The organism is Phytobacter cepae (assembly GCF_054165735.1).
The window spans coordinates 3,741,238-3,761,963 of sequence record NZ_CM135107.1 but is presented as its reverse complement, the minus strand read 5'-3'; the positions used below and the strand labels follow the sequence as shown (position 1 = coordinate 3,761,963).

The 20,726-nt window shown below is 52.6% G+C and carries 24 protein-coding genes; 7 read left to right on the top strand and 17 right to left on the bottom strand.

Going from position 1 to position 20,726, the window contains the following annotated elements; all coding sequences use genetic code 11:
• Positions 1 to 32: 32 nt before the first annotated feature.
• The 4 genes from ACUY4Q_RS17715 to ACUY4Q_RS17700 are packed head-to-tail and all read right to left on the bottom strand — an operon-like array spanning position 33 to position 2,998.
• Positions 33 to 797: a GGDEF domain-containing protein gene (locus ACUY4Q_RS17715; RefSeq protein ID WP_458044019.1), complete on the bottom strand. Its 765-nt coding sequence runs from the start codon at positions 795 to 797 to the stop codon at positions 33 to 35.
• Positions 791 to 1,207, bottom strand: coding sequence for a DUF1987 domain-containing protein (locus ACUY4Q_RS17710; RefSeq protein WP_458044018.1), 417 nt, complete (start codon positions 1,205 to 1,207; stop codon positions 791 to 793). Before ACUY4Q_RS17710 ends, ACUY4Q_RS17715 begins: the two co-directional genes overlap by 7 nt.
• On the bottom strand, positions 1,200 to 1,781 hold the full coding sequence (locus tag ACUY4Q_RS17705; protein ID WP_458044017.1) for a SiaB family protein kinase: 582 nt from the start codon (positions 1,779 to 1,781) through the stop codon (positions 1,200 to 1,202). Before ACUY4Q_RS17705 ends, ACUY4Q_RS17710 begins: the two co-directional genes overlap by 8 nt.
• Positions 1,782 to 1,786: 5 nt before the next feature.
• Positions 1,787 to 2,998, bottom strand: a complete 1,212-nt coding sequence (locus ACUY4Q_RS17700) for a SpoIIE family protein phosphatase (RefSeq protein ID WP_458044016.1) — start codon at positions 2,996 to 2,998, stop codon at positions 1,787 to 1,789.
• A gap of 388 nt (positions 2,999 to 3,386) precedes the next feature.
• Here ACUY4Q_RS17700 and ACUY4Q_RS17695 point away from each other — a divergent pair, with 388 nt between their 5' ends.
• A complete protein-coding gene (locus ACUY4Q_RS17695; protein ID WP_458044015.1) occupies positions 3,387 to 3,686 on the top strand; it encodes a chorismate mutase in 300 nt (99 codons plus the stop codon).
• Between the two features lie 152 nt (positions 3,687 to 3,838).
• On the top strand, positions 3,839 to 4,456 hold the full coding sequence (locus tag ACUY4Q_RS17690; protein WP_458044014.1) for a hypothetical protein: 618 nt from the start codon (positions 3,839 to 3,841) through the stop codon (positions 4,454 to 4,456).
• 173 nt (positions 4,457 to 4,629) lie between these two features.
• On the opposite strand, the gene ACUY4Q_RS17685 is transcribed toward ACUY4Q_RS17690, so the two are convergent.
• Complete coding sequence (locus ACUY4Q_RS17685) at positions 4,630 to 5,031, bottom strand: winged helix-turn-helix transcriptional regulator (protein WP_458044013.1); 402 nt, start codon at positions 5,029 to 5,031, stop codon at positions 4,630 to 4,632.
• A gap of 99 nt (positions 5,032 to 5,130) precedes the next feature.
• Here ACUY4Q_RS17685 and ACUY4Q_RS17680 point away from each other — a divergent pair, with 99 nt between their 5' ends.
• Positions 5,131 to 5,862, top strand: a complete 732-nt coding sequence (locus ACUY4Q_RS17680) for an SDR family NAD(P)-dependent oxidoreductase (protein ID WP_458044012.1) — start codon at positions 5,131 to 5,133, stop codon at positions 5,860 to 5,862.
• Between the two features lie 145 nt (positions 5,863 to 6,007).
• Here ACUY4Q_RS17680 and ACUY4Q_RS17675 read toward each other — a convergent pair whose 3' ends face one another.
• Positions 6,008 to 6,859, bottom strand: coding sequence for a nitroreductase family protein (locus tag ACUY4Q_RS17675; RefSeq protein WP_458044011.1), 852 nt, complete (start codon positions 6,857 to 6,859; stop codon positions 6,008 to 6,010).
• 129 nt (positions 6,860 to 6,988) lie between these two features.
• On the opposite strand from ACUY4Q_RS17675, the gene ACUY4Q_RS17670 reads away from it, so the two are divergent.
• Together ACUY4Q_RS17670 and ACUY4Q_RS17665 are read left to right on the top strand one after the other, a co-directional pair.
• Positions 6,989 to 7,882, top strand: coding sequence for a LysR family transcriptional regulator (locus ACUY4Q_RS17670; RefSeq protein WP_458044010.1), 894 nt, complete (start codon positions 6,989 to 6,991; stop codon positions 7,880 to 7,882).
• Between the two features lie 187 nt (positions 7,883 to 8,069).
• On the top strand, positions 8,070 to 8,690 hold the full coding sequence (locus ACUY4Q_RS17665; protein ID WP_458044009.1) for a LysE family translocator: 621 nt from the start codon (positions 8,070 to 8,072) through the stop codon (positions 8,688 to 8,690).
• 235 nt (positions 8,691 to 8,925) lie between these two features.
• Here the strand turns inward: ACUY4Q_RS17665 and ACUY4Q_RS17660 are convergent, their stop codons facing one another.
• From ACUY4Q_RS17660 to ACUY4Q_RS17645, 4 genes are all read right to left on the bottom strand, one after another.
• The gene (locus tag ACUY4Q_RS17660) at positions 8,926 to 9,300 is read right to left on the bottom strand and encodes a cell envelope integrity TolA C-terminal domain-containing protein (protein ID WP_458047381.1); all 375 of its coding nucleotides are present in this window, start codon (positions 9,298 to 9,300) and stop codon (positions 8,926 to 8,928) included.
• A 331-nt stretch (positions 9,301 to 9,631) separates the two neighbouring features.
• On the bottom strand, positions 9,632 to 10,126 hold the full coding sequence (locus ACUY4Q_RS17655) for a glutathione peroxidase (protein WP_458044008.1): 495 nt from the start codon (positions 10,124 to 10,126) through the stop codon (positions 9,632 to 9,634).
• Positions 10,127 to 10,351: 225 nt separating this feature from the next.
• Positions 10,352 to 10,900 carry a GNAT family N-acetyltransferase gene (locus ACUY4Q_RS17650; RefSeq protein WP_458044007.1) on the bottom strand — a complete coding sequence of 183 codons (549 nt, stop codon included), beginning with the start codon at positions 10,898 to 10,900 and terminating at the stop codon, positions 10,352 to 10,354.
• A 91-nt stretch (positions 10,901 to 10,991) separates the two neighbouring features.
• A complete protein-coding gene (locus tag ACUY4Q_RS17645) occupies positions 10,992 to 11,327 on the bottom strand; it encodes a nuclear transport factor 2 family protein (RefSeq protein ID WP_458044006.1) in 336 nt (111 codons plus the stop codon).
• 448 nt (positions 11,328 to 11,775) lie between these two features.
• Between ACUY4Q_RS17645 and ACUY4Q_RS17640 the strand changes: the two genes are divergently transcribed.
• Positions 11,776 to 12,261: a hypothetical protein gene (locus ACUY4Q_RS17640; RefSeq protein ID WP_458044005.1), complete on the top strand. Its 486-nt coding sequence runs from the start codon at positions 11,776 to 11,778 to the stop codon at positions 12,259 to 12,261.
• An 87-nt stretch (positions 12,262 to 12,348) separates the two neighbouring features.
• On the opposite strand, the gene codA is transcribed toward ACUY4Q_RS17640, so the two are convergent.
• The 7 genes from codA to ACUY4Q_RS17605 all read right to left on the bottom strand — a co-directional run bounded on the left by codA (position 12,349) and on the right by ACUY4Q_RS17605 (position 19,753).
• A complete protein-coding gene (gene codA / locus ACUY4Q_RS17635; RefSeq protein WP_458044004.1) occupies positions 12,349 to 13,587 on the bottom strand; it encodes a cytosine deaminase in 1,239 nt (412 codons plus the stop codon).
• Positions 13,584 to 14,813 carry a PucR family transcriptional regulator gene (locus ACUY4Q_RS17630; RefSeq protein ID WP_458044003.1) on the bottom strand — a complete coding sequence of 410 codons (1,230 nt, stop codon included), beginning with the start codon at positions 14,811 to 14,813 and terminating at the stop codon, positions 13,584 to 13,586. The genes codA and ACUY4Q_RS17630 overlap by 4 nt, the downstream gene beginning before the upstream one ends.
• A gap of 2 nt (positions 14,814 to 14,815) precedes the next feature.
• Entirely contained in the window at positions 14,816 to 16,078 is a 1,263-nt protein-coding gene (codB, locus tag ACUY4Q_RS17625) for a cytosine permease (RefSeq protein ID WP_458044002.1), read from the bottom strand.
• 240 nt (positions 16,079 to 16,318) lie between these two features.
• Positions 16,319 to 17,326: an alpha/beta hydrolase gene (locus ACUY4Q_RS17620; RefSeq protein ID WP_458044001.1), complete on the bottom strand. Its 1,008-nt coding sequence runs from the start codon at positions 17,324 to 17,326 to the stop codon at positions 16,319 to 16,321.
• A 208-nt stretch (positions 17,327 to 17,534) separates the two neighbouring features.
• Entirely contained in the window at positions 17,535 to 18,011 is a 477-nt protein-coding gene (locus ACUY4Q_RS17615; RefSeq protein ID WP_458044000.1) for a nuclear transport factor 2 family protein, read from the bottom strand.
• A gap of 481 nt (positions 18,012 to 18,492) precedes the next feature.
• Entirely contained in the window at positions 18,493 to 19,059 is a 567-nt protein-coding gene (locus ACUY4Q_RS17610) for a TetR/AcrR family transcriptional regulator (protein WP_458043999.1), read from the bottom strand.
• 118 nt (positions 19,060 to 19,177) lie between these two features.
• The gene (locus ACUY4Q_RS17605; protein WP_458043998.1) at positions 19,178 to 19,753 is read right to left on the bottom strand and encodes a CGNR zinc finger domain-containing protein; all 576 of its coding nucleotides are present in this window, start codon (positions 19,751 to 19,753) and stop codon (positions 19,178 to 19,180) included.
• 90 nt (positions 19,754 to 19,843) lie between these two features.
• On the opposite strand from ACUY4Q_RS17605, the gene ACUY4Q_RS17600 reads away from it, so the two are divergent.
• Positions 19,844 to 20,716 (top strand): alpha/beta fold hydrolase, encoded by an 873-nt coding sequence (locus ACUY4Q_RS17600; protein WP_458043997.1) that lies wholly within the window; start codon positions 19,844 to 19,846, stop codon positions 20,714 to 20,716.
• Positions 20,717 to 20,726 lie beyond the last annotated feature (10 nt).

The window sequence follows — 20,726 nt, the reverse complement described above, 5'->3', positions numbered from 1 at the left end:
ACGACGCCCTGACGGCTACCGGAACGGCAACGCTATCGGGCGAACACCGTTCCGGCATGCGATGATATTGGCGGGCGATAGAAATCCTCATGCAGTACAACCTGATTCCGCCCCCGTTTTTTGGCCGTATAGAGTGCGGCATCGGAGGCGCTGTACAGGGTCTCAAAATCACTGTCTTTCGCCCCGAGGCTGACGCCAAAACTGGCGGTAACCCGTTGCTGAGGCAGGACATCCAGCGGCGAGGCATTCAGCGATGAATGAATATAGCTCGCAATAATCATCGCCTCTTCAATGCGCGCCTCTGGCAGTAAAATAGTAAATTCCTCGCCGCCGACACGACCAATGGCGGCGCTCTCAGGGAGTGCGCGGCGAATGCGTGACACCAGCGCGCAGATGACCCGGTCGCCCGTTGGATGCCCGTACTCGTCATTGATGCGCTTGAAATGGTCAATATCCAGCAGGATCAGCGCAACATTGGCCTGAGTCAGCGATTTATTGATCTGGTTAATGATCGCGCTGCGGTTAAAGACGGCGGTGAGCGGATCGTGTGTGGCCTCATACTCAAGCTGAGCCGCCAGTTTTTGAAGCTGCTCGTTCATGCGGTTGAGTTCACGCTCGGCGCGATCGCTACGGGTGATCAAGCGATACGATTCGCGGATCAGGCGCTGATAGTGTTTCGCCACCGTCCACAATTTCTCGCGACAGTCGTCTGCGGGAAGCTGGGCGTCCGCTGCCGCCAGCCGAGTCTCTTCGAGTACGGAATATTCATCCTTGAAAAGCTCGTTAATATCTAGCATTCGTTGAGATCCGGGATGAGAACAACCGCCAGAGAAGTGAAGTCGATGCGTAACTCTTCACCGAATTCTTCGGAAATATCGTCTTCTGCGTCGTAGTACCAGTAGAGTTCGCACGGGGTGCCACGTTTGGCAAAACCGTTCATAGACTCGAACAGTTCAAACAACATTTTGGTGCTGGAGCTATTGAAGTAGCTCAGGGCCACATGCAAGCGGACCGGTTCGCTGCTGGCCGGCTTTTCCTGCAACCAGTTTTCTATCGCCTGCAACAGAGGGCGGAAAAACGCTGCCGCATTTTCGGGCCAGGCTTCACCTTTAAGGACCAGACGCTGCGCTGAAAAATCGAAATTCACTTCCGGCGTGGCCTGCGTCGCAGCCTGTTCAATGGAAGGAGTCAGTGTCACTTCAGTCATGGCAGAAAGTCGCCTTTAAATGAAAGGCGGACAACGAACTGGCCGCCAGAGGATGAATGCGATACTCCAGCGGTACACTGGTATCCCGCGCCATGGTCAACAAACCGATGTTCGCCCCTTTGCTGGTGGCAGGCGCTTCGCTACGCAAACCCTGCTTCCAGGCGTCACGGATTTCCGCCTGGGTCATGGTGCGTAGCACTTCAAGGTTTGTCTTTAGCAGTGAGGATTCTTCCGGGCCCACCAGATTGGCGGTTTCGAGATAATAATTCCCGTTGTCGGTGTGGAAGCAGAGCGAGCCGAAACGTAGCTCCTCATGGCCGGTGCACATAAAACGCTCGTCAGAGGAGTAGCGCACAATATTCTGTCCCATCTCAATGAAGACGGAGAAGAGTTTGCGGCGGGTCACCGATGAGGATTCGTTTTTATCCAGCCAGGCGCGAATCACCCCGCCCATCGACATGATGTTCTGCTGTGAAAAATAGCCGGTGTAAAACAGCTCAACAGCGCTTTGACGCTGAAGCGTAAAAAGGGGTAACAGTACGGCTTCTTTGACCTGCAGGTCGTTAATTTCCATTGTGTTCATCGCCAGCTAAAACCAAACCATGTCATGTCGTCGCGCGACGGTTGCTTGCCCTGCCATTCGGTCAACGCGGCCTGAAGCGCCCCGGAAACCGCAGACATGGGCTGCCCACGCTGCTCGCTCAACAATGACTGAATACGTTTCTTCCCAAACATAATGTCGCGCGCACCGCCAATCTGATCCGTCACGCCATCGGTCACCAGCAGAAGCTGGTCGCCGGGGCGAAGCGGACGTTGATGGCGACGCCACTGATAATCGGCAGGGGTGTCGGTATAACCAATCCCCTTGCGATCGCTATCAAGGGTGTAGACCTCTTCATCATCGACGCCGAGCATGAAGGCGTGCATACGGGCACTGGACCAGATGACCTGCGCATTTTGCGCATCGACGAACAGGGCAATGGCGTCACAGCCGTCATTGGACTGGCTGGAGTCGTCGGTTGGATGCACCTGGCTCAGGGTCTGTTTGATGTAGTCATTGATAACCGCCAGCAGGCGCTCTGGCTCGCTGGCCGGCGCCACGCTGAGCGCTTTTTCCAACGCTGAGGAGAAAATAAAGGTCATAAAAGCGCCGGGAACGCCGTGGCCGGTACAGTCTGCCAGCACCATCAACCAGCCATTCTCACTGCGCTGAAACGCATAAATGTCCCCTCCGACGCAGTCGCGGGGGTGCCAGTAGAGACACCAGTCCGAGAGGCTTTGCTCAATGCTCTGACGAGAGCGGCTCAACATGGATTCCTGTATCACTCGTGCATATTCAATGCTTTGCATGATTTGCAGGTGCTGCCTGGCATGCAAATCGGAGACGGTACGGATCAAATCGAGACCCAGGCCAATGCCCTTATACTGGTCGTTTTCGGTCAGAATAAAGCCTTCGGTAATGGCCTTATCACCGGTTTCGATGACCCGTTCGGCGAGAAAGTCCAGCCCGGCGTTGGCGTCGACGACCAGCGGCGTTTTATCCATAAACGCGATACAGCTTTTTTGATCGTAAAGTTCATGGAAAAACGGACGACTCATCTGCGAGAGGAAAATGTGGCGATTAATCATGCCAATCGGTCGATTTTGCTCAAGCACCGGCAGGCCAATTAACGATTTATGTTCATTGAACAGGGCCATCACCTGCAGGTTGTTAGCATCCGCCGTTACGTGAGGAACGGCAATGCGCAGCACACCCGCATTGAGTTGTCGCGATGAGAGAGGTAGGTCCATGATCCTGATATCGTTCCTGGATAAGAATAATCTTAGGATAAAGACTGATTGTTGCGGTTTTATTTCAACAGGTTACAGCCAGCAACTACGGAAGATTATCATTCCTAAAGACAAACCATGACCGCATCTCGCAGGCAAAAAAAAGCCCGCACATAGTGGCGGGCAAATAATACTGGAAGCAATGTGAGCAATGTCGTACCGAATACCTGAGTGATTCGCTCAACTATTCGGTAATGAGAAAGATAATCTTTATCATCTTAACGATCAACCCCAAATTTTGTGTTATTGCCAAAAAAGTGTGTTCGGTACCCACTAAATATGTGAGCTGGAAAAAGTAAACATTACCGGTATCCTGCTGAACCCGTGTACTAGTTTGAGAGTTCGATAAATGACATTTACCTCCCTTGATGCCGTCAGAAAGCAGATTGACCAGATAGACAGTGAGCTGGTCAGCATTATTGCCCAGCGTGCTGAATGTGTTAAAGCCGCTGCTGCCTTTAAAACCGACAGTGCAGCCGTTCGTGCGCCGGATCGCGTGCAGCAGGTCATTGATAAGGTGCGAGTGAAGGCGGCAGAGGCAGGGCTGCCCGGCGAGATTATCGAGAAAATCTACCGGGCGATGATAGACGCATTCATCGAGTATGAGCTTGAGCAGCATGCCCGGTCAGCGCAGAACAAAAAGGAGTAATCCGAGAAGAAAATGACAAAAAAAGGTGATGTTCTTCATACAATTAGACATATATGTTAAAATATTTAACAATGTTTCTCATTGTGGAAGGATGACCACATGTCAGATCTTGAACATGGACGTCGCGATCAATCAATCTCAGAGGAAAGAAGATGAAAAAATATTGGTTTGGATTGCCTGCTGCCCTTTTTGTGGCGTTGCCTTGCATCGTTACTCCCGCCCATGCCGTGCCGCCAGTACGCGCGGTAGACGTGACGCCCTTCGACGTAGGCGGTGTAAAAACCGGTATGAGCGTTGAAGAAGCCCGCGCGGCAATGCAGAAAAACTTCGGTATCTCTGCCGACCAGATTCGCGTCTCTAAATACAGAAAGGACCAGGTCGCTTACCTGGTGACCAACAGTGAAGAGGTTTCAACGCTTGTCTATGACAACAATGGCACCCGGATGCAGGTGAATTTTGAACCCCGCATTCCTTATAACAAGAGCAACCCGATGGCGGTGGATTCAGTCAGCTATGAGATCCCCTGGACCAAAGACAATGAAACGTCGATGAAGGAAGCGGCGATCGCAAAATATGGCCCGATTTCAACCGGCGGTATGATGGCCCCGCTATGGTGTAACAAACCCCTGCCTACGTCAGGTATGGGATGTGAATCCGATTCGCCCAAACTCTCATTGGGCGGCACAAAGCTGCAGTTGATCGATCCGGCCTGGCAAAACGCGCGCATGAAGTTCATGGACCAGCAAAGAGCGACCAAACCACAGTTCTGATTCGGTAAGGGGAAGGGATCCTCAGAAAAAATGCGTGCACGAGCGGTCCCCTCTCCCCACCGGGGAGAGGGTTAGGGTGAGGGGGAACATGCGGCGCTGAGGGTCGTTCCGTTCACCTTATGTTCCTTGCTTTTCTAAAGCGAAAGAACCCGTGAAAGTGCCAACCGTAGTTTTTATTCGATTCCAGATTTATCTTCGCTGTGACTTTCTCCATGAGCACTGTCGTATTCAGCCTGAGCGATTGCCAGAGCTGGACCGAATTCCTGTGCCCAATTCGCCAGAGCAACAAAGGGCTGCTGAAGGGACTGCGCCAGCGGCGTGATCGTGTATTCCACACTCACAGGGTGAGTGGCCAGTACTTGACGATGAATTAAACCGTTTCGCTCCAGCCGTTTAAGCGCATCGGCCAGCGCTTTATGGGTAATCCCATCCAGGCGTCTGCGAAGTTCATTGAACCGGCAAGGCTCCGTACACAGCACTGTAAGAATTAATATCGACCATTTGTTGGTGATATGTTCTAACACTAATCGGGTATTTTTCAGGTCTGGCAGGCAGTTAGCGTGATTTTCTTGCATGGCGATATCGTCAGTTATAGTTGGTATAGTAAAAGTGCGTAATTGATATTAAGTATAGAATTTATATCATCTGTTTTCGACTTAAATCGGAGAGAGCAGATGGGCAACATTGAGAAAAAAATCGCGGTGGTTCTTGGCGGCGCGAAAGGCATTGGTCTGGCTATCAGCCAGCGTTTGGCCGCCGAGGGCGCCGTTACCTGGTTCACGTCGCGACGTGAAGAAGAGCTTGCGACCGCCAAAAGCAAGCTATCCGGGACCGCTATACCACTGCGGGCGGATGTCAGTCAGAAGAATGAACTGAGCCGTATCATGCAGACCATTTCAGAAACATCGGGTCAGATAGACATCCTGGTGATCAATGCGGGAATGTCGGAATACGCCACGCTTGAAGAGGTCAGTGAGCCGCATTTTGACCAGACATTCGGCCTGAATGTTCGCACGCCCGTCTTTGCCCTGCAGGCAGCATTGCCATTAATGAAACCCGGCAGCAGTGTCGTGCTCATCGGTTCCATTGCGGATGTTATCGGCACGCACGGCTATGGCGTCTACTCGGCCAGCAAAGCCGCACTGCGCTCTTTTGCCCGCACCTGGACTCGTGAACTCGCTGCGCGTGGCATCCGTGTGAACGTAGTGGCGCCCGGTCCAATAGACACCGATATGATGGCCGCGACGACGGATGAAGTGCGTAACGTGCTGACCAGCGCAATACCCCTTGGCAGAATGGGCCAACCTGAAGAGGTAGCAAACGCTGCCTTTTTCCTCGCAAGCGATGAGAGTCGCTATATTGCAGGTGCTGAGATTTGTGTGGATGGCGGCATGACACAGGTTTAAACGTTAGCCCGACGGCCATCCCAGGATGGCCAGTCAGAAAAAATTTGCAGGAATATTGCAGGAATAAAGTGCAGCCGCGTTTTGAGAGGATATGGGCGAAGAGCGCTAACGGCTCTCTTCCATTTTGGAAGGAGTGCCATGAGTTCTACTTCAACTTGAAACCTCGCTCTGTAAGCGTTTCACGCAGCTGTTCACGTCCTCCCATATAATCAATGCTGGTTGCTGATTCGATCACCGCTCCAACCCAGGTTTTAGTGCTCATATTTTGACTGTTACGAAAAGCCTTATAGGCATTCTCATAATCATCAAGATAGTCGCGATATCGCCCCTGTTCATACTGATTGTGATGCAGGACCATCGGCTGTGCAGGGCGTGGACGAATACCGCTGGTTCTGCTTGTATCTGGTCGCCCTACAGCCATACCAAAGGTGACAAAGCTGTGTGGAGGCAAATTGATCATCTCAGCAATATCTCTGGCAATATTGCGCATTACTCCAAGATAAACGATGCCTAACCCCATCGATTCCGCCGCAACTGCTGCATTCTGGGCGGCAAGAGAGGCGTCAATTGAAGCCATCAGCATTGAATCAAGGTAATCAAATACAAACGGGACTTCTCCTGCTTCTTTAGTGATTTCGGCTCCGCGTGACAAATCACCTACCCAAAGCAGCAATGCGGGGGCTTCTTCAATCCAGGGGATTCGAGCCAGCGGTACCGAACGAGCAACCTTGTCTGAAATTTGCTGTTTAAGCTCAGCATCCGTAACGGCAACAACGCTCCACTGATTAAGGGCGGAAGAGTTTGAGGCAGACTGAGCTGCCGCGATCATTGTCTCCAGAGAACCATCAGGCAGCGAATCAGGCAAGAACGTTCTGACAGACTTATGGCGAAGAAGGGTTTCGACTTCCGGCGTCCAGATAATGTTGTCTGGCTTCTGCTGTGCTGCCCCATATCGTTCTTCAAGCAATGCGCGGTGTTCGGTTTGGCTGGCGGTCATGATGTCGTTGTCCTCTTACAAATAAGATGACCGCAGAATAGCGAGACTATCAATAATGATAATCCCTGAATTTTCGACTTCAGTTTTCATGTGTGTGCACAATCCATTAGCCTGGGTTAGAATTAATGAATGGATCATCTACTTTCAATACGTATATTCCAGCGCATCGTTGAAACGCGCTCATTCACCAGGGCCGCCGCACACCTCGCATTACCGCGCTCTACGGTCAGTAAATTTCTCAAAGAGCTAGAAGAACACCTTGGCATCAAACTTGTACAACGTACCACGCGCACCGTTACGTTGACCGCCGAGGGCGCTGAGTATTATCAGAGAATCAGCAAACTCGTTGCGAAGCTGGATGAGACTGAAGCGGCTATGCGCGACCGAGGAGCAGCGGCTAAAGGACGATTACGCATAGATCTTCACTCCTCACTTGCCAATTTTGTGTTGATACCGGTTCTTGATGAATTTCGCGAACGCTATCCACATATTCAGCTAGCGCTTGGCATTGGCGATAGGCCAGTTAACCTCATTGAAGAAGGGGTGGACTGCGTCATTCGTGCAGGCGAGCTGGCGGATTCATCTTTGATAGGCAGAACATTATATAAGGATCGTTTAGTGACCTGTGCGAGTCCTGACTATCTTGAGCGTTTTGGAACCCCCTCCCGCGTTAGCGATCTTGAAAATGGGCATCAAGTGGTGGGTTACTTTAGCGCTGCCACAGGAGAAGCCTGGCCTCTTCGTTTTCGTCATCGTACAGGTGAACAGCAGGTGCTTAACTTCGACATAGCCACTAATGACAGCGCTGCTCTGATTAATCTGCTTGTACAGGGTAGTGGCATCGGGCAGACCCATGCTTCCGTAGCAAAGCGCTTTATTGAATCCGGTGAACTCGTTTCTATACTTGAAGACGCAACCAACACCTCCTTCCCTGTTTCCATTATTTATCCTCCTACTAAGCAGTTGAATGCACGTTTGCGTCTGTTCATTGACTGGATTGTAGAAAGACTCTCCGGGTTTTAATCGTGGAAAGATTCGCGTTCTGTGCCAGAGATGTTTGAATAAAATGCAACGTTACAAAATGCGGCAGTTGATAGTAAAACCGGCCGGACTTCTGCAGCGTTTTCTTATCTCCCTGGCGCCCCTGTTTTTCGCCAGGCTTGAAAGGTAAAGGTTAAGTCAGTAACATCCACGCTTTCGGATAAAGAAAATGTCTGTAACCGATTCCCTTCTCGCTTTCTCTTTTGCTGCACTTCTGCTTACTCTCACGCCCGGTCTGGATACTGCCCTCATTCTTCGAACCGCCTGCGCTGAAGGTGGGAAAAAGGCTTTTCAGGCGGCGCTGGGCATTGATGTGGGCTGCTTCATATGGGGCGCGCTGGTGGCGCTGGGGCTGGGTGCTCTGCTGGCAGTCTCTGAGCTGGCGTATACGGTGCTCAAAGTCTGCGGCGCTGCCTGGCTGAGCTGGCTGGGTTTACAACTGCTGATGCGCCCCCGTTCCTCGTTTAGCCAGGGGGATGGCGATATAGCGGGGCAGGGCAACTGGTTTGTCAGGGGCATGATGGGAAATGTGCTTAATCCCAAAATGGGCATTTTCTACGTCTCATTTTTGCCGCAGTTTATACCTGCCGGACACTCCCCCCTCATCTGGACCTTTATCCTGGTCAGCATTCACGTGGCCATCGGGACAATCTGGTCAGGCACGCTCATTCTGTCCACGCATTTCGCCTCTGCCATACTTAAGAAAAGCAGCGTTATCAAGGTAATGGACAGAGCCACGGGCGGCTTGTTTTTATGCTTCGCGGCGAAACTTGCGCTCAGCACAAGGTAGGACGGTAAAAGCGGAGGTCACCTTACCTGATGCATGACGAAGCCAGTATAAAAGCGGGTGTGGTTGGGGTGTCATCTACACCTCTTTCATGCTGCGCTGCAACGTCATATGTTGAAAGGTCAGAGCTGAAGTGTGCCCCAAGGCTATTGCTGTAGTCAGGAGAACAGTCGGAGTCTGTTGACGCGTTGTCGCCCGCTTTGAGCGTAAAGCGGGCATGTTAATGACCGTGAGGTGGCTAACCGCGCATATCGAAGCGGGATTTTTGAAAATCCTGATAAACATCCGGGTTTGTGAAAGCGGGGAATTTGGCTCTCTGAGCTGCTGATTTCAGCGCTTCACAATAGGCTTTATTACCATCGCTGGTGGATATTTTCGACACCGTACCATCCTGCTGAAATTCTAAATGCAACCTGCATTTTTTTCCCTTCCAGTTTACTGGTTCAGCAAGTTTGGCGTTTATTGCAGCCCGGATTGCGCGCGCTTGTGCACCCCATTCATCCTGATCCTCCCAGCGGCCAGAACCGCAATTTCCCATAGCGGTGGTCTTGTGACAACCGGGAGGATGTAACGGCGCGCAAGCCGAAATCAGGGAGCCTAAAACTGCCAGCATCAGGATTTTTTTTACTCTTGCAGACTTTCCCACTTTCAACCCCATAGGTTTCATAAAATTGTCAGAAACAACGACATATTCTTCCGCCATTTCGGACACATTTCAATCTGTATCGATTTTATCAACCTCATGATTCAATGGCTTTTCAGAGCAGAAACAGGGGAGATGAATCTGTGATTTTCCCAAATGTTTCGCGTAAGCGGTGTTGAGACCGACTTTGGGTACCAAAGGTAATGAATGAAAATCGCCGCCTTAAAAACGCGTTTCGTGCGGATATTTTCTGCCACATAGAATGCGTTTTCGGCCGCGCGTTAACACTGAAGCGTTCGACTTAACGAAACACGTCGACTTCAAGTGCGGCAAGGATTGCGGATTCCATCTTCTCCGGGGGAGTGAAGGGGGCAAAACGCGTGAGCGGTTTACCGTCGCGTCCGATCAGAAACTTTGTGAAGTTCCACATGATTCGACCACCCAGCAGGCCGGGCAATTCGCTTTTCAGATAACGAAACAGCGGATGTGCTGCGGTTCCGTTGACCTCAACTTTTTCGAACATCGGGAAGCTCACACCATAATTAATGTGACAGGTCTGCGCGATTTCATCCGCGCCGCCGGGTTCCTGCTTACCGAACTGGTTGCAGGGGAAACCCAGCACCACCAGGCCCTGAGCGGCATACTTCTTATAAAGCGCTTCAAGGCCGCCGTACTGTGGCGTAAAGCCGCAGTGGCTGGCGGTATTCACGACCAGAATCACCTTACCGGCGTAGTCGGCCATAGAGAGAAGCTTGCCATCCAGACGCGTGGCGGTAAGTTGATGAAAAGCGGACATAGCGGAATCCTCAAAGCAAAACCCGTTCGACTCGATTGAGTAAGGTAGCCTGTTGCTGCCGGTAAAACACCTGAGCGGGTGATTTCCTTGACGTTATCACGAAGAATCAGCTCAAGCCATTTCCTGTCATAAACGCTGATGACAATAATAGAGCGTTGATGAAATATCTGCTCCCGGCGGGTTTCACATCATCCTGTGCTCGATCCAGACATCGCTCAGAGACGCTTAGCCCAAATGACGCGCATTCCACTCTTCGCGGGTAATTTCCCACAGTTCGGAATCAAGCAGGCCGCTGACATATTCTTTCTTTTCCGTTCTGATAAGCCGCATACCGCTACTGGCAGAAATACGCTGGGATCGGGTATTAATGGCTGCTTTTGGCGCTCGCAATACCGGTTTATTTAAGGTATTAAACCAGAAATCGGTTGCAGCAATACTCGCCTCACGCATGTAGCCCTGCCCCTGATACTCAGGCGCCAGCCAGAATCCGCGGTTATTATCTTCTACATCATAAAGGCAGATCAGACCCATGAGATCGTCAGGCTTTTCACGACGTCTTATTGTCCAAAACCAGGCAATGCCTTTTGCCATATCAGGCAGAGCAACGTTATTGACGTAATGCTCAGCACCATTATCCGGGTAGGGCCAGGGTACCGAGGCGACCATGTAACGAACAATCTCCCAGTGCGGATAGCGCTTTTGAATCTGAATGGCATCTTCTGCGATCAGCGGTTTAAGTACCAGGCGTTCTGTTTCGAGCGTGGGGAGTGTCATCAATTACGTTCCTTATACGTATTCCGTCTGTTCATCCCCAGCGTGCAGTATCTCTCAGGCTGGGGCTTATTAAGGATGGGTGAACGTTTAACTATGGCAAATAAAACCATGCTGTCGAAATCAGGTTATCTTTTACTTCAAAAACAGCCACCGTTTCCAGAGGCTCAGGAGACAAGCCGTGAATCAACTCGTGATCGAAAACCTTATTACCCAGAACAATTCTGGAAATTAACTCAGCTTTAAGTGCTGGGTTGTTAAAGCGATGGTTAACGTAGAATTCGCGTAGTGATGCTTTTCCTATGGTAGAAGGCGTTTCGGTTGGCATCCGATAACCTTTAAACTCATCTGAAAAACAAGACATGAAGGCTTCAATATCATGCGCATTATAGGCTTCAAATTGCGCCTGAACGGAGGACTTTACGGACATGTGAACCTCTTCCTTTTGTGTTTTTATGCATTATTTGTGCATATAAAATCACAATGCAGTGATGCGCGCAAGTCAATACCGTATCTGAATGAGACACTGCACGCCATTCGCTTTTGCGACTAAACAGGGTTATGCAACATGACTGTTCATCATAAGAATCTGAGTGGAGAATAGCTAAAAATTAGTGTGATTATATTTAGTCTGCTACTTAAGCGGGTATATTTAAATACTCGCTCTGCCTGATTGGTTGAGATATGTCTTATTCTCTACAGCCACATGCAGCTTTCATGTTAAGAATAAGTCGCTGACAATCATGATTTATTTCTGTTTTTCAAAAATTACACCTGACGCTGAAACTGGATAAAGGGAATATAATAATGCTATCCTCTGCCAATGTTTCTTCAAGACAAGATTTCATTTTAGAATGCCTTTACGCCAGAATTTTTGCATGCTTGCCGCAGCTTCCGCCCTGATGATTTCTTTTGCCCCGGCTGCCGAAACCCTTTCCTTTAATACCGGCTCCTTTGTCTATCACTTGATTGGTAACCATGGCCTTTATACGGAGAAATTTGATAATGAGTTTTATTCCGTTGAGAAGAGGCTCTCTGACAACTCCGATTACAGCCTGCTCGTTGGCACAATGCGCAACAGTTACGGGCACCGCTGCCTTTCTCTGGGCGTCAGAAAAGACTGGGCCGAACAGGGCAATATTGTTTATAAGGGAATATATGGCTATACCGGTGAATTCTTTTTTGATGAATTTAGCCAGTGCGGGAATGAAGGCATTTATCACTCTTTCAAAAAAATAACGCGGGTAGGCTTCGCACCCTATATTTATCACGCGGCACAATATAATTTCACTCATTATTTTGGCGTCGAGGCAGGGATTATTTTACCCTCGGTTTTTGTCGTCAGCCTGAACTGGCGATTTTAATTCCCTTTTTTACCATGGTCGGCAGTTCCTCCAGGGCAGAGCGGGGGAATGTCGCCCGGCAGTCTGGTCCGCCGGGCGCATGAAACATCAATTTGAATAGTGAATCTGTTCCGGCTGGCGCTGCAAAATAACCTTGCCGTGACGAATGGAGGTCAGCACTTTGGCCTGGCGGCACACCGCATCATAGTCATCTTCCGCATCAAGGATAATCAGGTTCGCCGGGCGTCCTTCGGCGATCCCGTAGTTATCGCCGAGGCACATCGCGCGGGCGCTGTTGTCGGTTATCAGATCGAGGCAGCGCTGCAAATCTTCATAGCCCAGCATATGGCAGATATGCAGCCCGGCATCGAGGATGCGCATGATGTTGCCGTTGCCCAGCGGGTACCACGGGTCCTGAATGGAGTCCTGAGCAAAGCAGACGTTGATCCCGGCGCGGTCCAGCTCCGCCACCCGCGTCACACCACGGCGTTTCGGCCAGCTGTCAAAGCGCCCCTGCAGGTGAATGCTTTCGGTCGGGCAGGAGATAAAATTGATGCCCGATGCTTTGAGCAGGCGGAACAGTTTCGAGCAGTAGGCATTATCGTAAGACCCCATCGCGCAGGTATGGCTGGCGGTAACCTGTGCGCCCATGCCGCGCACCCTGGCCTCTTCCGCCAGCACTTCCAGAAAGCGCGACTGCGGGTCATCGGTTTCATCGCAGTGTACGTCTACCAGGCAGCCGTGGCGCTGGGCCAGATCCATCAGAAAAATCAGCGAACTGACACCTTTATCGCGGGTGTTTTCGTAGTGAGGAATGCCGCCCACCACGTCGGCGCCCATCTCAATGGCGCGGGTCATCAGCTCGCGTCCGCCGGGGAAGGACTCGATGCCCTCCTGCGGGAAGGCGACGATCTGCAGGTCAATAAGATGAGCTGCTTCTTTCTTCACCCTCAGCATCGCTTCAAGGGCCGTCAGGGAAGGGTCGGTAACATCAATATGGGTGCGCACGTGCTGTACGCCGTTGTCGCGCAGCATACCGATGGTTTTCAGCGCCCGCTGGCGCGTATCTTCCACGGTGACGCTCGCTTTACGCTGGCCCCAACGGGCGATGCCCTCAAACAGGGTACCGCTCATATTCCACTCCGGCTCGCCCGCCGTCAGGGTGGCATCGAGGTGGATATGCGGCTCGACGAACGGCGGGATAACCAGCTTTTGCCTGGCATCTATGTCGCTGGCGTCAGCCGCCAGCGCGGCGGCCTGTGGGGTGATGCTGTTGATCAGGCCATCCTGTAAGTCGAGGGTATAAAGTTCTTCTTGATGGCGCAGGCGCGCGTTAATAATTTTCATGGTTGTTCCCGTAAATGGTTTTGCGACATACGCCAGATAGCCAGGGCGACCGAAGCGTTGAGATGAAATTGCGGATGGCTGACCGGAGAGTGGGTCAGCTTTACAATGCGCTGGATACGCTGATGCAGCGTGTTGCGGTGAATCCCCAGCCGTTCAGCGGCCCGGACCACGTTACCGTTCTCCTGAAGCAGCGTTTCCAGCGTCTCCATTAGCAGCCACGGGCTTTTGCGATCCGGTTCGATCAGGCAGCCGAGGGTGTCGTGCATAAAATCGCTCAGTAGCCCAGGGTCGCCGACGGCGGAGAGCAGTTTGATAAAGCCCAGTTGTTGATAGTCGCTGATGCGTTGGGCCGGGCGCAGATTATCGCTAAGATCCAGTGCCTGACGCGCCTGCGACAGCGCGCGCGGATACGCCTGTAGCTGCTGCACCGGTGCCGACAGGCCACACAGCATCGACAGCCCGCTTTCCGCCTGCGCCAGCAACCACGCCTGAAGCCACGTTTTCTGCTGATAAAACTCGCCTTCTTCATCCGGCAGCAGGAAAAGAAACATATTGCTGCGCTCGGCCACCGGAAAAGGATTGCCCTGTTGATTGAGCTGCTGCTGCAGGCTCTGGCGCACGGTGCGTCGGGCCTGCTGGAGCCAGGCTTCGGCCTGCTCCGGTGGAAACTGGCGGAACAGGCGCTCTATCCCTTCCAGGCGCAGCGCCGCCAGTCGCAGCGGGCGGGTAAAATCCAGCTGCTGATGGATGGCGCGTTGATGCAGGATTTGCAGGTCGGGATAGTCCCCGGTTAACAGCTGTAACAAGATATCGCGCTGCGATTGCAGGGCGTTTTCGCTGCGCACCAGTGCGGTACCGATGCGTTCGGTCACGAGCACCATCTTCAGCAGATAGGGCTGTTCGATCAGCGGAATACCCAGCTCGTCGGCGAGCGCGATCAGGCGCGGCGGGATCGTCTGGATGTAGGCGTCACCGGTGAGAATCACCATGCCGGCGATCCCGCGCTGCTTGCCCTCCATCAGCAAATGGGTAAGGTTGTCTTCATCGCGAGGATGATTGATCCCGGTGATAAACACCAGCTCCCCGCCCATGATCCACTCGGCGATATTTTCATTTTCCGCCACGTAGTACCAGCGAACCGCCAACTGGAGTCCCTGTTGACCGGCGCGCAGGCGCAGGGCGGAGAGTTCCTCAAGTGCGAGGATTTCGCTGACCGTCAGACTCACGGCTACTGCTCCATGGCCGAATCAGCGGCGGGCTGGCGTTTGCCGAGGCGGGTCAGGGCGATATACACCAGCGCAGACACGGAAATCCCCACCAGCGGGGCTACCCACGGCGACAGGTACGCCAACACGGCACCCACGGCGTAGGCGCCAAGACCCAGCCAGTTAAAGCGCGGCAAACGGACGGTGTGCAGCAGTGGGTAGCGGCCGCCGCGATAAAACCAGTAGTCGGCGAGGATCACACCGCCGATGGGCGGGATGATGCTGCCCAGCAGCACGAGGAAAGGAATCAGCATTTCATACATACCGCCGATGGCCAGCAGAATGCCAACGCCAGCGGCGACCACGGTCAGGGTGCGGCGACGCTCGCTGCGCAGCAGGTGGCAGGCGGCGGCAGAGACGTTATAAATCGTCGGCCCCTGAATGGTCAGCAGATTGAGGCACAGCATCACCACTGCGGCGACTGATAGCCCCTGCAAAATCAGCACTTCCACGATATCAGCCTGCTGGTAGACGATAGCGCACCAGGCGCCGGCAACAATCATTAGCCCGTTGCCGACGAGGAAGCTGCTCATGCTGGCGACGATGGCCGTGCGGCTGGAGTTGGCGAGCCGCGTCCAGTTGGTCGCCTGGGTCGCGCCGCTGGCAAAGGTACCGAAGACCATGGTGATGGCCGCCGACCAGGTCATGGTTTCACCCGGTTCGATTTTGGTCATCGCCTGCCAGCCGCCAGCATGATGGGCGGCAAGGTACATCGAGACCACCAGCAGAATAAACATCAGCGGCACCGACACGCGCGACAGCGCATCCAGCCCCTTGTAGCCCACCAGCGCGGTGACGCAGAACAGGATGCCGAACAGGATCATCAGCGGAACCGTCATTGCCTCGGGCAGGGCGAGAATTTTGACCAGCGAGATGGCGACCGTCGCCGTCCCCCAGGCGTACCAGCCCAGCTCGGCGAAGCCGAGAATAAAATCAGCGAGCTTGCTGCCGATTTCGCCGAAGCAAAAGCGCCCCATCAGCACGGTGTTCAGCCCGCTGCGCGCGGCAATCCAGCCAAGCGAGGCGGCGTACAGAGCCAGCAGAAAGTTACCGATAACCGCAATCCACAACAGGTTAACGATGGAAAAAGAGACGCCCAGCTTGCCGCCTGCGAACATCGTGCCGGTAAAAAACGTAAAGCTGAACAGAACCATGGAGATGGAAAATACGCCTTTACGCCCGGAGGCTGGGGCTTCGACGAGCGGGAAATCATTGCTGTTTGACATGGTGGAACCTCTGATTGGCTATCCGAAGAGCGATGTCAGAGAGATAGCAAGAGGTATGCCAAAAATATCAGGGCAGGGGCAACACAACAGAGTGGGCACTCTGCACATAAATTTTCATGAATCGCCGGATACAGGTTCGCGAATTGTGCAGGGTGCAAATTTCCGCACCAGCGTGGAGCAGCAGATCGTAGAGCATAGAAGAAGGCGGCCAGCCGGTAGACCCGACCGGCCACCCGTGCGTTATTTAAGATGCTCTTTCAGTTGACCCGCCGCCTGACCGATGGCTGCCCGCACCGCAGGAACATCACTCAGCGCATTGAGCAAGCCAAAATCATGAATCAAACCGTTATAACGGGTCACCGTCACATCGACGCCTGCGGCATCAAGCTTACGGCCGAACGCTTCTCCCTCATCACGCAGTACGTCAAATTCGGCGGTCTGGATCAGAGTAGGCGGTAGGCCCTGCAATTGCTCACGCGTTGCGCGCAGCGGAGAGGCGAGAACATTATTACGCTCACTCTCGTTTGTGGTGTAGGCATCCCAGAACCACTTCATCATGTTCCGTGACAGGAAATAGCCGGTTGGATACTGGTTATATGAACCGGTACTGAAATTCGCGTCCGTGACGGGCCACAGCATGACGTCATAGCGAATCGCAGGGGATTGATGTTGTTTAGCCTGTAGCGCTACGGCAGCAACCATGTTTCCCCCCACGCTGTTACCCACCAGTGCTAAACGTTTGCCATCAACCCCAATTTCACTGCCGTGCTCAGCGACCCAGCGGGTAGCCGCATACGCCTGATTTATCGCAACAGGGAAATGCGCTTCTGGCGAGGGGGTATAGTTGACAAAGACTGCGGCTGCGCCGGACTCACTGACAAGGTCACGCACGAGGCGCTCGTGCGTCTGGAAATCGCCCAGAATCCAGCCGCCACCATGAAAGAACATGAAAACGGGCAGGGTCCCGTGCGCGTTATGCGGCTTAACGATGTTCAGCGTTATCGTCTGGCCGTCAACATTGATCGTTTTTTTGCTGACGTCAGCCGCAGGCAGCGTGACGCCTTTCTGCGCATCGATCAAGACCTGGCGTGCAGCCTGTGGAGACAGTTGCTCAATGGGTTTTCCCCCACTGCCGTTCAGCGCATCCAGGAATTGCTGGACATGACGTTCCGGTGCAGATGCATCAGCAAAACAGTTGAGTGAAACGGCTGCCATCGCGGCAGAGAGTAATGCAGATTTGATAGTCATGATGTTACCTTATTAAAGTTGCTTGCAATTAAATTGCGCGCTATTTATATAATTAAAAAAATAATATTTTTCAGCTGCTTAATAGAAATAATTCTCTTCTCTCATCTGAAAGCTGCCTCGCCTTCACGGGCACGTCTCGCATCACAAGGAGGAGATAAGCATCCAGCCAGGACAGTCGCCAGACGCTTACAGGAAGTGACCAGGAAACTCAGAGGCCCAGCTCAGATAAACCCGGATGGTTATCCGGACGGCGCCCCAACGGCCAGTGGAACTTGCGTTCGCTTTCTTTAATCGGCATGTCATTGATGCACGCATAGCGATGATGCATCAGGCCATCTTCACCAAATTCCCAGTTTTCATTGCCGTAAGAACGGAACCAGTTACCGGAATCATCGTGCCATTCATAGGCGTAACGAACGGCAATACGGTTGTCAGTAAACGCCCACAACTCTTTGATGAGGCGATACTCAAATTCTTTTTTCCACTTGCGCGCCAGGAAGCCTTCAGCTTCTTCACGGTTGGTCGCGAACTCGGCGCGGTTACGCCATTTGGTGTCCAGCGAGTAGGCCAGCGATACCTTCTGCGCATCGCGACTGTTCCAGCCATCTTCAGCGAGGCGCACTTTCTCAATTGCCGATTCGCGGGTGAAAGGAGGAAGCGGCGGACGAATTTCTGTATGGGACATGTTAAAGACTCCTGTGTTGTTAGGTGCACCCGTAAACCGGGTTCTTGATACTCAGACATGCGATTTCAGCCACTGCCCTACAACGTCCCTTACGCGAAGGTCGGAGCGGCATTCGCCTGTCTCATCCGACCCGGCGATCGACTCCCCACTGCGTTAACAATCGTTTGGCCAGAGGTATGATTTCGTGTCCATGCATTCATGGTAGAACGATCGTTCTACCTTCGTCAAGCAGCAGTTTAAAAAGAGGATAAAAAAACGAACAATGGCGTTCGGTTGCGCCATGAGGAGGTTTTACAGGAGTAGGGGAAAATAAAAGGGCGTTAGGGTTGAGGGTATAATGCTATGGCTTTACGACTACCAATAATGACTGTCATGGCAGGGTAAATAGTGATGGGGTCTGGATGACGCAATGAATCCCCAAAGCGCTCTACTCGTGGGGATTCTGCGGAAAAGAAAGGTAAAACGCTTGCCGATGTTGCTATTACGATGCCTGTTCCAGTAGCAGTTTAGCCATCTCTCTGGCATCGTCGGCGGCGCTGTAATCCCCCATCACACATGACATGGTGATAGCGCCTTCCACCAGTATCAGCAACTTTCTGGCAAGGGGTAAGGTGTGCTCAATATTCAGTTGCCCGGCAAGCTCAAGGGTGTAATCGAGTAATTTCTGTTTATGGCGTTTGGCTATCAGGCGAACAGGATCGTTACTGTCGCTCACTTCACCTGCGGTATTAATAAACGCGCAGCCACGATATCCCTCAGACTCAAACCAGCTTTTAAGCACGGTGAAGATATTCAGGATGCGCGCCTGCGGGGTATCCGCCTTGTCGCATTCTGCCCGGAACCATTCCATCCAGCGTATATCACGTGCATCCAGCGCGGCGGCCGCCACTTCGTCTTTATTGGCGAAATAACGATAAATACTTTTGCGGGCCACGCCTGATGTCTTAACCAGCAGATCCATACCGGTGCCATGAATACCGTTCTGGTAGATAAGTTGCTCGGCGGTTTCGAGAATTTTTTCTCGGGTGTTAGTGGTATTTTTGTTCATAGAATTAGGGTAGAACTGACGTTCTCCTTGGTCAAGTCATCGACAGCATGCCTTCTCATTTTACGTCATCATCACTGCATGCGCGGTGATGCCAGGCCTGCCCCCATTAAGTGAATTGCTACGATCTCGTTCTGTTTCTGAAGGCCGCCACTTTCATCCGATTGCCACAGGTTGCCATACTGCACCAGCGGCGGCGATGTGATTTGCTCAGGTCGTGGAACAGTAAAACACAGTCGTGTGCTTCACACTGACGCACAAATTCAAATTTATTGCCGGTGACCAGTTTCACCAATGCATCGGCCACGGGCCAGAGAAGGCTTTCGGGGCGGGTGCTGACGGAATGCGTATCGACACGATAATGCTGCCCATCCTCGTCCCATTGCAGTCTCGTCAGCGGATGCCCTTTCTCAAGAATTCGGTTAATCACACCCAGGTCAACCGCAACGGCGTTCATCGCAGCATGCACGACCGCGCTGGCGGCGCTGCGTAGCTGCCTCGCTTGTGCGTGTAATCCGGGCGGCGCCGGCGTGCCTGCTTCTGCAACGCCTGCCGTTATAAGCCAGTCTATGACACTGCGATCGTCTTCCAGACAATCCTGTTTTGCGTCGCCTGTCCCGTATTCAGTGTTAATAAAATCCAGTGCGAGGTTATCTGCGAGAAAGAGAGGCTGAGGAGCTGTTTGCCTGGTATCCATAATTTTCCGTAACCCATAAATTGATTTTGACAGGTTACCAGATTTGTGTGTAACCTTCAATTTCATGTTTTAGTGGTTACAGAGGTTGTTATGGCATCTTTAGCAAAGGTTCATTACCGTTACCAACAAACGGGCAATGTTAAGGTCTTCTACCGGGAAGCAGGCGACCCACAAGCGCCCACGCTGCTTATGCTTCACGGCTTTGCAGGCTCATCATTCATGTTTCGTGACCTTATTTCTCAACTGGCCGATCGATATCATCTGATCGCGCCGGATTTACCGGCTTTTGGGTTTACGAAAGCGCCAGAGAGAGGCGACTATGCGTACACCTTCAGCCAGCTTGCAGAGACAATAGGCCAGTTCACCGAAGCGCTTGATCTCGACAGCTATGCGCTGATGGTCCACGACTACGGCGCTCCCGTCGGCTGGCGTCTGGCGCTGGCGCATCCTGAACGGGTGACCGCTATCATTTCCCAGAATGGCAATGCGTATGAAGAGGGGCTGGCCGACGCCTGGGCACCTATCCAGGCATACTGGCGCGAACCGACGCCGGAGAACCGCCATGCACTGCGCGAATTTCCGACGCCCGCCTCAATCAAATGGCAGTATCTGGAAGGTGTCGCCGAGAAGAGTCAGGTTTCACCTGATGGCTATACGCTCGAAGGAATGCAGATAGTGCGGCCAGGCAATGCGGAGATTCAGCTTGATCTGCTGCTGGATTACGCCTCAAACGTGCAGATGTATCCTCGCTTCCAGCGCTATTTCCGTGAGCATCAACCGCCGTTTTTAGCCGTATGGGGCAAAAATGACCCGTTTTTCCTGGCGGCGGGCGCGGAAGCCTGGAAGCGCGATATTCCCGAGGCAGAAATACATTTTTTTGATACCGGGCATTTTGCGCTGGAAACGCATTGTGACGAGATTCAGCCGGTCATTCGCGACTTTCTTGACCGGCATATCCGTTAACCGGATAACC

Excerpts from the sequence above, each read along its gene's own strand:
- ACUY4Q_RS17715 (WP_458044019.1), bottom strand. The coding sequence starts at position 797 with ATGCTAGATATTAACGAGCTTTTCAAGGATGAATATTCCGTACTCGAA.
- ACUY4Q_RS17710 (WP_458044018.1), bottom strand. The coding sequence starts at position 1,207 with ATGACTGAAGTGACACTGACTCCTTCCATTGAACAGGCTGCGACGCAG.
- ACUY4Q_RS17705 (WP_458044017.1), bottom strand. The coding sequence starts at position 1,781 with ATGGAAATTAACGACCTGCAGGTCAAAGAAGCCGTACTGTTACCCCTT.
- ACUY4Q_RS17700 (WP_458044016.1), bottom strand. The coding sequence starts at position 2,998 with ATGGACCTACCTCTCTCATCGCGACAACTCAATGCGGGTGTGCTGCGC.
- ACUY4Q_RS17695 (WP_458044015.1), top strand. The coding sequence starts at position 3,387 with ATGACATTTACCTCCCTTGATGCCGTCAGAAAGCAGATTGACCAGATA.
- ACUY4Q_RS17690 (WP_458044014.1), top strand. The coding sequence starts at position 3,839 with ATGAAAAAATATTGGTTTGGATTGCCTGCTGCCCTTTTTGTGGCGTTG.
- ACUY4Q_RS17685 (WP_458044013.1), bottom strand. The coding sequence starts at position 5,031 with ATGCAAGAAAATCACGCTAACTGCCTGCCAGACCTGAAAAATACCCGA.
- ACUY4Q_RS17680 (WP_458044012.1), top strand. The coding sequence starts at position 5,131 with ATGGGCAACATTGAGAAAAAAATCGCGGTGGTTCTTGGCGGCGCGAAA.
- ACUY4Q_RS17675 (WP_458044011.1), bottom strand. The coding sequence starts at position 6,859 with ATGACCGCCAGCCAAACCGAACACCGCGCATTGCTTGAAGAACGATAT.
- ACUY4Q_RS17670 (WP_458044010.1), top strand. The coding sequence starts at position 6,989 with ATGGATCATCTACTTTCAATACGTATATTCCAGCGCATCGTTGAAACG.
- ACUY4Q_RS17665 (WP_458044009.1), top strand. The coding sequence starts at position 8,070 with ATGTCTGTAACCGATTCCCTTCTCGCTTTCTCTTTTGCTGCACTTCTG.
- ACUY4Q_RS17660 (WP_458047381.1), bottom strand. The coding sequence starts at position 9,300 with ATGCTGGCAGTTTTAGGCTCCCTGATTTCGGCTTGCGCGCCGTTACAT.
- ACUY4Q_RS17655 (WP_458044008.1), bottom strand. The coding sequence starts at position 10,126 with ATGTCCGCTTTTCATCAACTTACCGCCACGCGTCTGGATGGCAAGCTT.
- ACUY4Q_RS17650 (WP_458044007.1), bottom strand. The coding sequence starts at position 10,900 with ATGACACTCCCCACGCTCGAAACAGAACGCCTGGTACTTAAACCGCTG.
- ACUY4Q_RS17645 (WP_458044006.1), bottom strand. The coding sequence starts at position 11,327 with ATGTCCGTAAAGTCCTCCGTTCAGGCGCAATTTGAAGCCTATAATGCG.
- ACUY4Q_RS17640 (WP_458044005.1), top strand. The coding sequence starts at position 11,776 with ATGCTTGCCGCAGCTTCCGCCCTGATGATTTCTTTTGCCCCGGCTGCC.
- codA (WP_458044004.1), bottom strand. The coding sequence starts at position 13,587 with ATGAAAATTATTAACGCGCGCCTGCGCCATCAAGAAGAACTTTATACC.
- codB (WP_458044002.1), bottom strand. The coding sequence starts at position 16,078 with ATGTCAAACAGCAATGATTTCCCGCTCGTCGAAGCCCCAGCCTCCGGG.
- ACUY4Q_RS17620 (WP_458044001.1), bottom strand. The coding sequence starts at position 17,326 with ATGACTATCAAATCTGCATTACTCTCTGCCGCGATGGCAGCCGTTTCA.
- ACUY4Q_RS17615 (WP_458044000.1), bottom strand. The coding sequence starts at position 18,011 with ATGTCCCATACAGAAATTCGTCCGCCGCTTCCTCCTTTCACCCGCGAA.
- ACUY4Q_RS17610 (WP_458043999.1), bottom strand. The coding sequence starts at position 19,059 with ATGAACAAAAATACCACTAACACCCGAGAAAAAATTCTCGAAACCGCC.
- ACUY4Q_RS17605 (WP_458043998.1), bottom strand. The coding sequence starts at position 19,753 with ATGGATACCAGGCAAACAGCTCCTCAGCCTCTCTTTCTCGCAGATAAC.
- ACUY4Q_RS17600 (WP_458043997.1), top strand. The coding sequence starts at position 19,844 with ATGGCATCTTTAGCAAAGGTTCATTACCGTTACCAACAAACGGGCAAT.